The organism is Candidatus Hydrogenedentota bacterium, from assembly GCA_019637335.1.
Classification (GTDB): Bacteria; Hydrogenedentota; Hydrogenedentia; order Hydrogenedentales; family JAEUWI01; genus JAEUWI01.
This window is the reverse complement of sequence record JAHBVV010000001.1, coordinates 312,514-327,046: the sequence shown is the minus strand read 5'-3', so window position 1 is coordinate 327,046 and position 14,533 is coordinate 312,514. Positions and strand designations below refer to the sequence as shown.

Sequence of the window (14,533 nt, the reverse complement as noted above, 5' to 3'; positions counted from 1 at the left end):
TCGTCCGCCCGCCCGTGTGTAAGATAGAATCACAGCGCATTTCGATTCTGTCCCGCGCGTTCCGCGCGGTACCCTCTGGCTGCATGTGGTGCTTCCATGCATTGTACGATGAACGAATTGATAGCAGGGCTCAGCGCGTGTCTTTTTCACGTGCCGGAATCCGCTATTCAAGAGGCCATTGCCCTTGCTGAAGACGGCGGCGCGCCCTCGATCCTCGACGCGCTGTGCCGCCAGGGAAGCCTCGACGAGGAGGAGCGCCGCCTCCTCGAGATCATCTCGCGGGAGCTCCAGTTCTTTGACGACCCCACCCGGTCGGCGATCGCCGGAAGAGAACGCCCCACGCGCCGTGAAACACCGGGGCCCCTGGGTGGCAGCGGCGGAGATACACCCTTCCCCGCGCCCGGCGACCGCTACGAGCTCCGCTACGAGCACGCCCGCGGCGGGATGGGGCGCGTGCTGGCGGTCTGGGATCGACAGATGCAACGCGAGGTCGCCCTGAAGGAACTGCTTTCCGCGCGTCCGGGCGATGTCGGCGGCGAGCGGGAACGGGTGGTCGCGCGCTTCCTTCAGGAAGCCCGGATTACCGGACGCCTGGAACACCCCTCCATCATTCCCGTGCACGAGATCGGCGAGCGGGTAGACGGCACGCTGTACTACACGATGAAGTTCGTGCGCGGCCAGACCCTGCAGGACGCAATTCGCGCCGCGAAGACGCTGGAGGATCGGCTCAGCCTCCTCCCGCATTTCCTCGATCTCTGCCAGGCCGTGGCCTATGCCCACGCGCATGGGGTCATTCACCGCGACATTAAACCGAGCAATGTCATGATCGGCGAGTTCGGTGAAACCGTGGTCATCGACTGGGGACTGGCGAAGGAGCTCCGGGGCCCAAAAGAGATGGAAAGCGACGAAAGCCCAAGTGAATTCCCCGAGGCGGAGGAAGCCGACGGCCTGACGATGGACGGCCAGCTCCTCGGGACGCCGCACTACATGTCGCCCGAGCAGGCGCGCGGCAAGCACGGCGCGCTGGACGCCCGATCCGACGTCTATGCGCTGGGGGCGGTGCTCTACCAGATCCTGACGGGCAGCCGCCCCTACCAGGCCTCCTCGGGCATCGAGGTCCTCCGGATGTGCGTCACGGAGCCGCCCCCGCCTCCGGAAACCATCTGCCCCGAGGCCCCCGCCGCACTCGTTGCCATTTGCCGCCGCGCAATGCAGCGCAAGCCCGATGCGCGCTACCCGACGGCGCGCGCGCTGGCCGACGACGTGGGCCGCTTCATGGCGGGTACGCGCGTCGAGGCGCACGCGTACCGCCTGGGCGAATTGCTCGCGGCTTTCCTGCGGCGCCACCGGCCGGTCGTGGCGACGGCGGCGCTGGCGCTCATCGTGCTCGCGGGCGTCGGCGCCTATTCGTACCTGAGCCTGCGCGCGCGGCACGCCGTCGAGCGGGAACTCCGGGTGGCGTCGGAGCGCGAGCGCTACGACCTGGCCATGGCCCTGGCGCAGGACAGCGTCGAAGATTTTCAGTATGGCCGCGCGCGGCAGATACTGGAGGACGCACCGGCAGCCTACCGTGGTTGGGAGTGGGGCCGGCTCCAGCATGTGCTGGACAGCCTGAATCGCGAATTCGGAGGGCACGCCAAGCGCATGGCCGATGTCCAGGTCGGCGTCGGCGGAAAAACCCTTCTGACCGCGGACGAGTCGGGGCGGGTAATCCTGCGCGCGCTGCCGGGTGGCGACATCCTGCGAACCATCGAAACCGGCCATGCAATCCTCCGGGGTGCGGCCCTCCATCCCGCCGGCGACCAAATCGTAACCTCCGCCGACGGCCCCGTGCTCCTTCGCTGGGATGCGCGCACGGGCGCGCCGCTGGACGCGCCGCCGCTCGAACCGAGGCCAGTCCGCGCCCTGGTCTTCGGCGGCGCGGGCCGGGAGATCGCGGGAGGCGGAATCGACGGGGTCACCTATATCTGGGATCTGGAAACGGGGCGCGTGGCGCGCGAAGCCCGGGCCGCCGACGCCCCCTTGAATTGCGTCGCCGCGTCGCCGGACGGACGCCTGCTGGCGGCGGGAGACAACGGCGGGCGGGTCTTTCTCTGGGATTGGGCGACCGGGGAGCGCCGCGCGGAACTGGCGGCGCACACAGACAACCGGCAGCTCGGCGTGCAGGGTGTCCTGTCGGTGCGCTTCAGTCCGGATGGGGGGCGCCTGGCCACTTCCGGCGTGGACACCACAGCGCGCATCTGGCGCGTCGCGGACGGTGCGCTGCTCCACACGCTGCACGGGTACCGGAAAAAGGTTTGGTCGGCGGAATTCTCACCCGATGGCGCGCTCCTGGCAACCGCCGGCGAGGGCGATATTCGCTTCTGGAATCCGGAAATGGGGCAGGAGCTCCCGAGTTGGATCCGGCAGCCCGATGGCATTCTCTTCGCGCGCTTCCTCCCGGACGGCGACGGCCTGATCACCGCGGGCATCCTGCCCGCGGTGCACGCCTGGCCCCTGACGCCACCCTTCGACGGGCCCTGTCTGGAAGGCCACCGGGAGGATGTGAACACGGTCCGCTTCAGCCCGGACGGGCGCTACCTCGCCACCGCCGGCGGGCACTGGATGCGCGGCGGCGACGGGCGGGTATTGATCTGGGACCGGGGGCCCGGCCGCGACGAGACCCCCGCGGATCCCCTGCGCGTACTGGAAGGCGGCCGTGACTGGATTAACTCGCTGGCCTTTCACCCCGATGGACAACGCCTCATCGCGGGTGATGCGCGCGGACATATCCTCGTCTGGGATTGGCGCACCGGCGCGCTGCTTCGGGATCAGCCGGTGCCAGAGTTTACCAACGGCCTCCGGTATGTCGCCATGCGCCCGGATGGGGAGCGCGTTGCAACTGCGGGCTGGGACATGGGCCAGGGCGTGCCGCTGCCGGTGTTCGAGTGGAACTGCGAAAGCTGGGAACGCGTCGGAGCGTACGCCGGGCAGCAAGACGTGGTGGACGCGATTGCCTACAGCCCGGACGGGCGGCTCCTGGCGACCGGAAACCGTGATGGAAGCGCCTGGGTCTGGGATACGGAGCGCGGCCACGTCTTACACCGATTCGACCCGGCGCTGGGATGGGCCCATGGCGCCGCGTTTTCGCCGGACGGCAAAACGCTGGCGACCTCGTACAACCAGTTCGCGGTGCTGCTCTGGGACCTGGAAACGGGCGCGATGATTCGCCGGTTTGAAGGATTGCTCGACCGCGCGCACAAGGTCGCCTTCAGCCCGGACGGTCGCCGGATCGCCAGCGGAGACCTGCAAACGGCCCGCATCTGGAACGTGGAAACCGGCGCCCCCGTGCTCAGCCTGAACCACGGCATTTACGACCTGGCGTTCAGCCCCGGCGGCCACACGCTCGCCACCGCCGGGGCCGATCTGCGCGTGAGGATCTGGGACGCGGCCCCGTGGCGGGCGGGAGAACCCTGATCCCGGCCCGCCACGGGCGCGCGTTGCAAACCGTCAGGCCTCCAGCGACCAGTCCCCGCGATAGCGCCGCGTGATCAGCCCGTTGAGCGCCGCGTTGTCTGTGATTTCTTCCTTTTTCGGATCCCACTTGAACGAGCCGCCGAGCATGCACGCAATCTTGCCGAGGTGGCCAATGGACGCCGAACGGTGCCCGGCGTTCACCGGCGCAATCGTCTCTTCGCGCGTCACAATGCAGTTCAGCCAGTCCGTCATGTGGTTTCTGCCCTCCCGAAACCGGAAATCGCGCGGCGAGAATTCCGTCGCCAGAATCTTCTCGTCGCTCGCCTCAATTCCGCTGCGATCAACCCAAAGCCAGCGGCCGCGGCTCCCGATGAACATCGTGCCCAGGCTGCCCGGTTTCGCCCAGGCATCCGGCATATCGCTGGCGTTCGCGACGGTCAGCGTCACGCCGCCGCGATAGTGGCAGTTGAACATATAGCGCGCGGGAGCGTCGTACAGGTTGTTCCGCTCCCGGATCGGATCCCAGCGGATACCCTCCACTTCGCGGGGACCGGTGTTGTCCCAGTCCATCGCCATGTGCGCGATGTCGCCGTGGTGCCCGATCCAGTCCATCATCTGCCCGCCGCCAAAGCCCATCCACCAGCGCCAGTCCCAGTGGCAGCGGTTCTCATGGTAGGGCGCCCACTCGGCCGGCCCGACGTACATCTCGTAGTCGAGCTCGGGCGGCGGCGCGGGGTAGGAATCGGCCCACAGCGCCTTGCCCTGGTCCGGCAGCGCCACATAGATCTGGTTGATGCGCCCGACGTAGCCGTTGCGCACCAGCTCGCACGCCTTCTTGAACTGATCGCCGGATCGCTGCATGCTCCCCACCTGGAAAACGCGCTTGTTCTCCCGCACCGCCTTCACCACCGCGCGGCCCTCGCCCAGCGACCACGTGAGCGGTTTCTCGCAGTAGATATCCTTGCCGCGGCGCGCCGCCTCCACGCACACCAGCGCGTGCCAGTGGTCCGGCGTCGCCACGATCACCGCGTCGATGTCCTCGCGCGCGAGCAGCTCGCGGTAGTCGTGGTGCACGGCGCAGGCCGTGTCCCCGTAATACTCGTCGACCCGCTGCTTCGCCTCCGCCAGGCGGGTATGGTCCACGTCGCACAGCGCCACGACCCGCGTGTTCTCGTGCTGGATTGCGTTCTTCATCAGGCCGCCCGCCTGGCTGCCCGTGCCCACCACGCCGATGTTAATGCGGTTGCTCGGGGCCGTGGCCCCATCCGCGCCCATCGCCGTGGATGGAATGATATAGGGCGCGGCGAGCACCGCGCCGCTTGCGGCCAGGAATTTTCTTCGCGAAAGCGTCATGCCTGTGGTTCCTTATTGTCCCCCGCGTCTCCGGTTCTCTCCCGCACCGCGTCGGTGCGCGCCCGATGATTATAGGGCCTTTTCCCCGGCCGGACAACGCGGCAAATCCAGGGCAACCGCATTTAAGCCCGATCAAGGTATTTGGGCGTAAACTTGAGTTGATTCGGAGCCTTGAATCAATGAAAGTGAGCGTGTTGGAGCGCCGGCATCTCTGCCGGCAAGGTCAGGGATTCGCCGCAGGCGAAATGCCAGCGCTCCAACACGCGCCCTTTCTTACATTTCAGGTGGTTCGTATGGCGCTCGGCTCGGACAGGAAGTTTAAATGCGATTGCCCTGGCGGCAAATCCTGCTGGCGCGCGCGCGGTGGGCTCTTGTATTATCCTCCCCAGGGAACCCGCCCGCGCCGGCCCGCCTTCAATTCACCCACCCCGGCGCGCGGATCCGGAGGAATGCGCCATGAAACGCCTGCTTGCCGCGCTTATCGCCGCCGCCACGATGGCCGGGGCCGCCGAACTCCCCGAGAAGACGGTCGTGCTCACCTTCGACGACGCCGTGAAGTCCCATGTGACCTTCGTCGCGCCGGCCCTGAAGGAGCGCGGCTTCGGCGCCACCTTCTACGTCACCCACCGCTGGATGGAGGACGGCGAAAACTTCCTGACCTGGGAGGACGTCGCCGCCATCCACGCAATGGGCTTCGAAATCGGCAACCACACCTGGACTCACCAGGGCTTCGCGAGCCCGGCGGAGGCGGCGCGGCTGGAGGGCGAGCTGGCCCTGGTGGAATACGCCCTGGCCAAAGTGGGCGTGCCGAAGCCCGTCACGTTCGCCTGGCCGGGCAACGCCTTCTGCATCGAGGGCGTGCGGGTGCTGGAAAAGCTCGGCTACCAGCTGGCCCGGCGCGGCATGCAGCCGGAAATGCCCTACGGCCGCATCGAGATCGGCCCGCGCTACGAGCCGGACCGGCACCACCGCCTGCTCATCCCCACCACCGGCGACGCCTACCCGGATTGGACCCTCGATCACTTCAAGAAGCTCGTGCATACCGGAAAGCCCGGCCAGCCGGTGATCCTCCAGTTTCACGGCGTGCCCGATGTGGCGCACCCCTGGGTGCACACGGATCCGGATCGCTTCATCGAGTTCATGGACTACCTGAAGGCCGAAGGCTTCAACACCATCGCCCTGCGCGACCTGATCCCCGCCGCCGACGCCCACCCGGAGGCAAAGGGCATGCCCGCCATGCGCTATCCGCTCCCGAAGGACGGTGTGTTGAAGCAGGCCCCGGAAGTCGAGGCGACCCGCAACGACCTGCGCTTCTGGGTCGAGAATATGCTCGTGCATCATGGCTACGCCATGGAAGAAGCCGCGGAAGTCGCCGGCTGGGAGGTCGCGGAGTTTGAGCAGATCGCCCGCGCCGTGACGTTTGACCCCGAAGCGCTGGAGCGCGCCGACGGACCGGGCCTGCGCGTACTGCCGTACCCCGGCGGGCGCCACCCGCGTATTGGCTTCCTCGAGGGCGCCGTCGCCCCGCAGCGCGGTACCAAGGCGAGCATCTTCCCGCCCTGGCCCAACGGCGGCTACGCGGTGCTCGACGTCCCGGAAGCCATCTGGCGCGGCGGCGACCTGATCTACCTGGCCCATACCCATATCCCGACCTACTGGGACGCGCGCAACGAGCGGATCTACAACATCGACTGGACCCGCACCGACACCGGCCTTACGCTGGAGCGCACCCTGCCGAACAACGTCAGCTTCGGCGCACGGCTCACGCCCGGGGAAACCACCGTGGACATCGACCTCTGGGTGCGCAACGGGACCGACGCCATCCTGGAAGGTCTCCGCGCGCAGGTCTGCCTCATGCTCAAGGAGCTCCGGGGCTTCGCGGCGCAGGCGAACGAAAACAAGACCTTCGAAGCGCCCGTGACCGCCGTCCGCAACGACGACGGAACGCGCTGGGTGATCATCGCCTTCACGCCCGTGGATCGCTGCTGGGGCAACGCGAAATGCCCCTGCGCCCACGCCGATCCGTCCTTCCCCGACGCCGCCCCGGGCGAGACCCAGACGGCGCGAGGGCGCATCTGGTTCCACGAGGGCGCCGGCGTCGAGACGCGGATTGCCGAGGCCCGAAGCTGGGCCGAAGGCGCCGAATAGCGGACGCGTTCCCGCTGGATGGGCCGGGCGCGCCGGATGGTCTTGCCGCGAACGTTCGCATGGGGTATCATTCTTTCAGGAGCACCATCATGAACGAAGAACGGCTTTTGGAACGGATCACGTGCGATCCCGATATCCTCTGCGGAAAGCCTGTGATCGCCGGGACGCGCCTGAGCGTGGAATTTATGCTCAATCTTCTGGCGCATGGCGCGACCACCGATGAGATCCTGGAGGAATACAGCGGGATTGCTCCGGAGGATGTGCGGGCGTGTATGTTCGTTGGGTCGCTCCGGAGAGCACATGACCGATGAGCAGCTTCGAAGGCGCAACCGCGGTGCTGGTTTTTCTGGTGCTCTCCGCCGGGCTCTTTGCGTGGTTGTTCCGCGAATCGCCGAAACGAAAGTCGAGATCAAGGCGCAGTTTTGCTCCCCTCCACGCGGACGGATCGGAACGGCGCGATCGATATCGGAACCGCGAATCCGAGTGCCCGGGTGATGTATCGGGGCCCAGCGCTGGAGATGGCGGAGACGATTAGGGATCCGGGCGCGGCCACCTCGAGCATTCCAGGGAAGCGCGCCATTCCGAACGGCGACAACGTGGGGCCGGCGGCCCGCCCGCCAGAACCACAAGAGCTCCCGGGTTTCCTCTCTGGCCCTGACTCGGCCCATCCGTTCCACCCCTACGCCGCCGGGCTCTCCCGCAGGAAGTCCTGCGTGTACAGGTCGGCGATCGAATTGACCACGAGATCGGGCTGGTAGCCGTAGCGCTTGAGGTCTTCCTCCCGCGTGCCGCCCGACAGCACGAGGATCGTCCGGTAGCCCATGTTCACGCCGCCGAGGATGTCGGTCTCCATGGTGTCCCCGATCATCGTGGTCTCGTCCGCGCTGAGGCCGAGCTCCTTGCGCGCGGCCCGCATCATGATCGGGCTGGGCTTGCCCACGCTGAAGGCCCTGACCCCCGTCGCGGCTTCCAGCATGGCCACCGTGGCGCCGCAGCCGGGGCGGATGCCGGTCGGGGTGGGGCAGCTCGGGTCGAGGTTGGTGGCGATCAGTTTCGCCCCGGCGTGCACGAAGTTCACCGCGTGTTCCAGCATCTCCAGGTTCATTGTCCGCCCCTCGCCCACCACCACGTAGTCCGGGTCGTGATCGACAATCGCGTAGCCGTGGTCGTGCAGGGCGTTGAGCAGGCCGCCCTCGCCGATGACGTAGGCGGTTCCGTTGGGCTTCTGCTGCGCCAGGAAACGCGCCGTCGCCATCGCGCAGGTGAAAATGTGGCGTTCGTCCACGTCGAAGTCCCGGCGGCGCAGCTTGATGGCCATGTCGCGCCGGGTGCGCTGGCTGTTGTTCGTCAGGAAGAGGAAGGGGATCTTTTTCGCGCGCATCGCCGCCACGAACTCCACCGCGCCCTGGATCATTTCATTGCCCCGGTAGATCACCCCGTCCATGTCAATCAGGAATCCCTGCTTCATACCGTTCCTTTCCCCGGCGGAGTCCTTCCGCCTGATTTCGTCTTTCGGCCTTGATGTTTGTCGGAGGAAGGATACCGCGGCACTGTGCGCGCGGGATTAGGCGGAAGTTAGAATTAATGGCGATTTTTTACCCGTAAGATGCGGCGCGCGGGAATAATTCCAGGCGCCCCGGCAGTCTGCGAGGAAGGACGGCCAAAGGGTTGCGTACATTGCCGCCGCGGCGCACCTTCGGCGCGCCCGCGGCAACGCCTGCATCCGCTTTCAACGGGCATGGCTGGCCTGGAGTAGAATCCCGGCGTCCCCAAAACCGGAATGCAATGGGGGCCGGGGTCTTTTCACAAGCGCAGCGATCGCGTGAAGTCTTGCGCTCCTCCCGTCCCGGTTGGAGTAGCCCGTGGTGGCTTTGTCATGCCGCGCGGCCGGGAAATACCCCGGCTCATGAAAAAGCGCGCTGCCCGCCGCGGGGTGGCGGCGGGCAGCGCGGTGGGTGATCTGCTTACGAATTAGACCGTTTCGGGTACGACGAAGGGTTCGCGGTAAACGCGGGTGAGGTGCGTATTGGCCTCGTCGTCGTTCTTGACCATCTCGGTCTCGGTGTCGATTTCCAGGACGCGATTGACGCGGGCCGCGGTAAGGGCGTAGTGCGACAGCGCGGAGGAGTAGTGGCCCTCGATGGGGGGCGCGGTGAGGTCCTCGTGGCGGCGGCTGCGGATGCAATCGACGAAGTTCTGGTAGTGATTCTGATCCGATCCGTCGAAGCGTTCCTTGACCAGTTCGCCGCTCTTGGGGCCGCGGTAGGCCTTGTAGCCCGTGTAACTCGGGAAGGTCATCCAGCCCTCGGAGCCGTAGAACAGGACGCCAAACGACATGCCGCCGCCCTCGTCGTTCGTGCACCAGGGGCGCACTTCGAGGGTCATCATCAGATCCCGGCCGTCCTTCCCCTTGAACATGTAGGAGGTCGAGGAGACGTCGAAGACCTCCTGGGCGTCGTCCCAGAGGAGCTTGCCGCCCATGGACGCGCAGCGGTAGGGCACATCGACGCCGAGGCCCCAGCGGGCGGCGTCGAGCTGGTGCACGCCCTGATTGCCGATATCGCCGTTGCCGTAGTCCCAGACCCAGTGCCAGTAGTAGGGGACGTAGATGCCCTCGCCCTTTTCATTGACCATGAACTGGCGTTCCTGCGCGGGGCCCTGCCAGAGGTTCCAGTCGAGTTCGGCGGGCGGCGAGCCGGGCTTGGCCTGGCCGATGCCCGGGCGCCACTTGTAGCACACGGCGCGGGCCATGTAGACGTCGCCGATGATACCGTTCCGCAGTTCCTCGATGCCCTCCTGGAAACCGGGGTTGCTCCGGAGCTGGGTGCCGTGCTGGACGATACGGTTGTACTTTTTTGCTGCTTCGACGACCTTGCGGCCCTCGAAGATGTTGTGCGTCATCGGCTTTTCGACGTAGACATCCTTCCCGGCCTGGCAGGCCCAGACGGTGGCGAGGGAGTGCCAGTGGTTGGGCGTGGCCATGGAGACGGCGTCGATGTCCTTGTCGTCGAGCACCCGGCGGATGTCCTGCTCCGTCTTGGGCTCTTTCTGGCCCTTGTCGGTGAAGAACTCCTTGACGCGGGGCGCGAAGAGGCGGGAATCCACCTCGCACAGCGTGGTGACCTCGGCCCCGTCCACCCCGGCGAAGCCGTCGAGGTGGGACCTGCCGCGGCCATTAATGCCCATGACAGCGACGCGGACGCGCTCGTTGGCGCCGGCCCAGGAGGTCTTGGACGTGCCGAGCAGGATGCCCGCGGCGGCCGCGCCCTTGACGAAATCTCTGCGTGACAGGTTACTCATGTGAAAATCCTCTTGACGTGGGGGTAAGCGTTGGAAAGCGTGTATTACCCCATGGTAGCCCAGGGGCGGGAAGTTCGTCAATGCCGTTTTTCGTCTTCTGGAGTAAGGCGTTCGCCGATTCGAGATGCCTTGCTTACACTGGATGCATTCGTCATTCCCGCGAAGGCGGGGATCCAGAGCGTTTGCGAGGTTAACGTTGCATGGTCTCTGGATACCCACTTACGGGGCTGTCGATATACTTAAGGCGCCCTACACTATGGAAGGAATGAGCAGAGCCGTCATCCCCGCGAACGCGGGGATCCAGCAACGCGATCGCACAAACCTCCGAATTCCACTGGATTCCCGCTTTCGGGGCTGTCGGTTTAAGTTCAGCCTAAAAATATGACAGATAACACCTTGACATATATGTATCTATATGGTATAATTGCTCATGATGCAAAACCCTTTCTGCGTTGGGAGCCAGCCATGAGTAAACGGGACATGCGTTTTGCCACGCCCAAGATGCCGCGGGGGCAGCACGTGCTTTTCCCGCAACGCCTCGATGAGGTGATTGCGGGGGATGCGCCGGTGCGTGTACTCGTTGCGCTTCTTGAGGAAGTGGATTGGTCCGCGTGGGAGAAGGCCTACACGGGCAAGGGCCAGCCGCCCATCCACCCGCGCTATCTGGCGGGGGCGATTCTGTGGGGGCTGCTGAACAGGATGCGCTCGTCGCGGGTACTGGAGCGGGCGTCCCACAAGGACCTGGACTTTATCTGGCTTCTGGAGGGGTTCACGCCGGACCATTCGACCTTCGCCGAATTCCGAACGCGACACGCGGAGGCTATCAAGGCGTTGCAGGTTCATTTTGCCAGGGCGCTGGTGAATCGGCGGGAGGAGGCGCTGCTGCATCTGATTATCGACGGCACCCGGCTTCGGGCGGACAGCGGCCGACAGGGCGCCCGGACGGCCCAGACCATTGAATACCTCATCGAGGAACTGGACCGGCGGATGGAGGCGTTGAAGCAGGGCGACGCGGAGACGGAGCAGCCCGCGCAAACGGCCGAAGTCGATGGGCTGGCGCCTCCGGAGGACGAAAAGGCGACGCTCGCGGCGCTTAACAAGGAAATCGCCCGGCTGGAGGCCAAGCGAGCCAAGTACCAAAAAGCCCTTGATATCGCCCAGGAGCGGGACGAACAGGCGCGCAAACACAACGGAAAGAACGCCAAGCCCGCGCGCGTTCCTGTGACTGACCCCGAATCGCAAATGCTGCCGAACAAGGAAGGCGGCTTCGGACCCAACTATACGCCTACGGCCACGGTGGAATCCCAAACGGGCGCCATTGTCCACGCCGACGTGCTTGTGAACTCGGACGAGGCCGGGGCCGTAATGCCCGCTGTCGCCGCAGCCGAAGCGCTGACGGGCGAAAAGGTGGGGGCGGTTCTGGCCGACTCGAATTTCGCCGCGGGCCCCGTCCTTGAAGCCCTCGCCGAAAACGGGACCGAAGCCTACATGCCCACCCGCTCGGCCTCGAAGTCGGGCAATCCGGCCCCCCGCCCCGACCCGTCCGTCCCCGTTGCCGAAGAGGACCGCAGCCGGCTGCCCCGGACCGGGGGACAATTTTCCCGCAGCGCCTTCGTCTATGACGCCCAAGCCGACGCCTACTACTGTCCCATGGGCGAAAAGCTCGACCCGTACAAACACGGGACATCCAAAAACGGTGCGCAAAGCACCTACTACACGACCACGGCCTGCGCCAACTGCCCGCTGGCCAGTGAATGCATCAAAGGCAAAGGGGGCGCGCGCAGTATTACCCGCGACGAACACGAAAACCTGCGCGAGGCCGCAGACCAGCGCATGGCCACCCCCGAAGGCAAAGAAATCTACAAGCAACGATCCCCCGGCATCGAAGGCGTCTTCGGGGTCGTCAAAGGCAACATGGGCATCCGGCGCTTCACCCTGCGGGGCCTCCAAAAGGTCCGAACCGAATGGAATTGGATATGTAGCGCCTACAACCTCAAGAAGCTGCTGGCCATGGAGGCGAGATCCGCTTCCGGCGGCCCAGGAAACGGAAATATTCCCCGTACGAGCGGCAAAATGCATGGAACTGGGCACAAAAGACTCCCATTCTGGGCCATATACGTTCGCAAGGCGCGGCGCACGACAACCTGGCGCCACCGAACGAGCCAATGGAAAACCATACTCACTACAACGGCGGCCTAAATCGACAGCCCCTTTCGCGGGAATGACGCTGTAGGGCAGCAGCACAAACTTGTGGGTTTTGAGGCGTCCGCACCAGTTAAATCGACGTCCCCTTTCGTGGGGATGACGGTTTACGATCACCGAAAGCCGCCACCGTCGCGTGGACGAGGGTGACTATTTCAGACGGCTAAAACATTACGTTTTTCGCAGTTTCGACGTACGATAAATCAGCCATTTCGCCGCAGGATCTCCTCCGCGAGGCGCTCGCGGAGGGCGGGGAGGGCTTCGGGGTTGCTTTTCCAACTGCCCCAGGTGGGGACGGCCTCGCGGACGATGGCGTCTACGGCGTCGCGGCCGCCGTGCTGTTCGAGGAGAACGAAGTACTCGTAGTCTTCCATCCCGTCGCGGAGGTTCTTGAGGCGGATGGAGGCGACGGGGCCTTCGATGCCGGCGCGGTCGCCGGGGTAGAAGAGGGCGCCTTCGCCGTTCCACCGGACGCGGAATCCGGGGTCGTCCCACGGGTCTCGCTCGGGCGAGCCGTAGTACACGATGGACCAGTAGAGGAGGCCGGTGATGCCGTAGCGGCGGTTGAGCCAGGGGGCGGCGCGGTAGGCGGTTACGGGGAAGTCGATCTGCCAGAAGGGCGGGTGGTCGTCTTTCACGTTTTCGTAGACGGGGTGGTAGGGCGGGGCGACCTGGGTTAGCGCGGTGTAGCTCCAGACGTGGTCGCCGGCCTGTTGGAGGCGTTTGGTGCTGGGCTCGTCCACGAACCCGAAGAGGGGGCACCAGATATCGATGGCGTCCTCCAGGGCGGGCCACGCCGGATCGTGGGTGTAGGTCTGCTCGACGACGAGGCGGCGGATGCCGGGGTGGGCCTCGCGCACCATGGCGCCGAGATCGACGACGCGCTGGTAGGCTTCGGGATCGTTGGGTTCATCGAGCATGTAGAGGTAGGCGCGATCGGCCCAGCCCTTGCCCTGGAGATATTCGTGCCAGGCGCGGTAGAAGCGTGCGGCTTTCTCGCGGTTGGCGCCGAGGGGATCGCCAAACGGGGCGCCGGGGATCTGGATGTTGGTGAGGTGGTGGCGATCGACAAAGGCGGTGATGGCGGCGTCCGCGGCTTCGTCAAAGCGGACGGTTCCGTCCTCCTCCGGCGCGGGGTGGAGGTGGCGCGGGAGCTCCGGGTTGATCCGGTGGGCGGCGAGGGCGGCGCTGTAGCGCTCTTCAAGCTGGATGAACGCGTCGCTGTGCGGGTCGAGGCCATGGTAGGCGGCCAGGCGGCCGAAACCGCCGAAGTGATTTTCGTGCGAGGGGCCGGCGGGCAGGGTAAAGTCCCAGACGGAGAGGGTGATCGGGAGTTCGGCGGCGGCGGCGTTGGCGGCGGTGACGCGGAGCGTGGCGGTGTATTGGCCGGGGGCGGCTCCTTCGGGGGTGTGCACGTCGAGCCAGAGGATCTCGTGGTGATCGGCCCAGAGATCGAAGGGGGCGCCGCCGTGGGTGGCGCCTTCCACGCGATCGCCGGTCCAGCGGCCGGCGGGAATCTTCTCGCCGGTGTACGGGTCGACCAGGGGCGCGAGGGGATCGGGGAGGAGGCCGGGGGCGACGGTGGCGCGCGGGGCGGAATGGCGCACGTTCACGAAGGCGGCGCGGTAGAGCGTGGTGGCTGTGGTGGGAAGTGTGTCGCCGGTTGCGCTGGTGAAGGGGGTAATGGCGGCGTCGACACGGCTGGCGTTTTCACCGCGCGCGGTGATGGCGATCTGGAGGGACTCGTATTCGTTGCGGGCGCTCTTGAGGGCGGCGTGCGCGGCGGCGGGGAGGGGGCCGGTCGGGCGCGCGCGGACGGTGGGTGGCAGCGGCGTGAGTTCGAGGCGGGCCTCGGCGTGCGCGGCGAGGCTGGCCAGGGCCAGCAGGGCGGCGAGGATCGGCGTTGTTCGGTGGCGCATGGGCGGGTCTCCGGTGGCGCTGTGTGATGGCGCGGGTTGTGTTGGCAGTATACGGCGGGCTGGCTGGGGTATCAATGGTGGCGCGGGTGGATTGGGGAGCGGGTGGCGGTGATGTGCTGTTGGTTGCGGTTGTTGCCGGGTAGTCCGTGGCGGAT

8 protein-coding genes are annotated in these 14,533 nt (G+C 66.1%); 4 read left to right on the top strand and 4 right to left on the bottom strand.

Features of this window, described 5'->3' with window-relative positions; all coding sequences use genetic code 11:
- Positions 1–108: 108 nt before the first annotated feature.
- On the top strand, positions 109–3,456 hold the full coding sequence (locus KF886_01290; GenBank protein ID MBX3175971.1) for a serine/threonine protein kinase: 3,348 nt from the start codon (positions 109–111) through the stop codon (positions 3,454–3,456).
- Positions 3,457–3,489: 33 nt separating this feature from the next.
- On the opposite strand, the gene KF886_01285 is transcribed toward KF886_01290, so the two are convergent.
- A complete protein-coding gene (locus KF886_01285) occupies positions 3,490–4,809 on the bottom strand; it encodes a Gfo/Idh/MocA family oxidoreductase (protein MBX3175970.1) in 1,320 nt (439 codons plus the stop codon).
- 456 nt (positions 4,810–5,265) lie between these two features.
- Here KF886_01285 and KF886_01280 point away from each other — a divergent pair, with 456 nt between their 5' ends.
- Both KF886_01280 and KF886_01275 read left to right on the top strand, forming a co-directional pair.
- Complete coding sequence (locus tag KF886_01280; protein ID MBX3175969.1) at positions 5,266–6,957, top strand: polysaccharide deacetylase family protein; 1,692 nt, start codon at positions 5,266–5,268, stop codon at positions 6,955–6,957.
- An 89-nt stretch (positions 6,958–7,046) separates the two neighbouring features.
- Positions 7,047–7,268 (top strand): DUF433 domain-containing protein, encoded by a 222-nt coding sequence (locus KF886_01275; protein ID MBX3175968.1) that lies wholly within the window; start codon positions 7,047–7,049, stop codon positions 7,266–7,268.
- 368 nt (positions 7,269–7,636) lie between these two features.
- On the opposite strand, the gene KF886_01270 is transcribed toward KF886_01275, so the two are convergent.
- Both KF886_01270 and KF886_01265 read right to left on the bottom strand, forming a co-directional pair.
- Positions 7,637–8,425: an HAD family hydrolase gene (locus KF886_01270; protein MBX3175967.1), complete on the bottom strand. Its 789-nt coding sequence runs from the start codon at positions 8,423–8,425 to the stop codon at positions 7,637–7,639.
- 503 nt (positions 8,426–8,928) lie between these two features.
- Positions 8,929–10,257 (bottom strand): Gfo/Idh/MocA family oxidoreductase, encoded by a 1,329-nt coding sequence (locus tag KF886_01265; protein ID MBX3175966.1) that lies wholly within the window; start codon positions 10,255–10,257, stop codon positions 8,929–8,931.
- A gap of 465 nt (positions 10,258–10,722) precedes the next feature.
- On the opposite strand from KF886_01265, the gene KF886_01260 reads away from it, so the two are divergent.
- Positions 10,723–12,456, top strand: a complete 1,734-nt coding sequence (locus KF886_01260; GenBank protein ID MBX3175965.1) for an IS1182 family transposase — start codon at positions 10,723–10,725, stop codon at positions 12,454–12,456.
- Positions 12,457–12,662: 206 nt separating this feature from the next.
- Here KF886_01260 and KF886_01255 read toward each other — a convergent pair whose 3' ends face one another.
- Positions 12,663–14,378: a DUF4091 domain-containing protein gene (locus KF886_01255; protein MBX3175964.1), complete on the bottom strand. Its 1,716-nt coding sequence runs from the start codon at positions 14,376–14,378 to the stop codon at positions 12,663–12,665.
- Positions 14,379–14,533 lie beyond the last annotated feature (155 nt).

Coding starts and splice junctions, on each gene's coding strand:
- KF886_01270 (MBX3175967.1), bottom strand. CDS start 8,425: ATGAAGCAGGGATTCCTGATTGACATGGACGGGGTGATCTACCGGGGC.
- KF886_01255 (MBX3175964.1), bottom strand. CDS start 14,378: ATGCGCCACCGAACAACGCCGATCCTCGCCGCCCTGCTGGCCCTGGCC.
- KF886_01280 (MBX3175969.1), top strand. CDS start 5,266: ATGAAACGCCTGCTTGCCGCGCTTATCGCCGCCGCCACGATGGCCGGG.
- KF886_01285 (MBX3175970.1), bottom strand. CDS start 4,809: ATGACGCTTTCGCGAAGAAAATTCCTGGCCGCAAGCGGCGCGGTGCTC.
- KF886_01275 (MBX3175968.1), top strand. CDS start 7,047: ATGAACGAAGAACGGCTTTTGGAACGGATCACGTGCGATCCCGATATC.
- KF886_01260 (MBX3175965.1), top strand. CDS start 10,723: ATGAGTAAACGGGACATGCGTTTTGCCACGCCCAAGATGCCGCGGGGG.
- KF886_01290 (MBX3175971.1), top strand. CDS start 109: ATGAACGAATTGATAGCAGGGCTCAGCGCGTGTCTTTTTCACGTGCCG.
- KF886_01265 (MBX3175966.1), bottom strand. CDS start 10,257: ATGAGTAACCTGTCACGCAGAGATTTCGTCAAGGGCGCGGCCGCCGCG.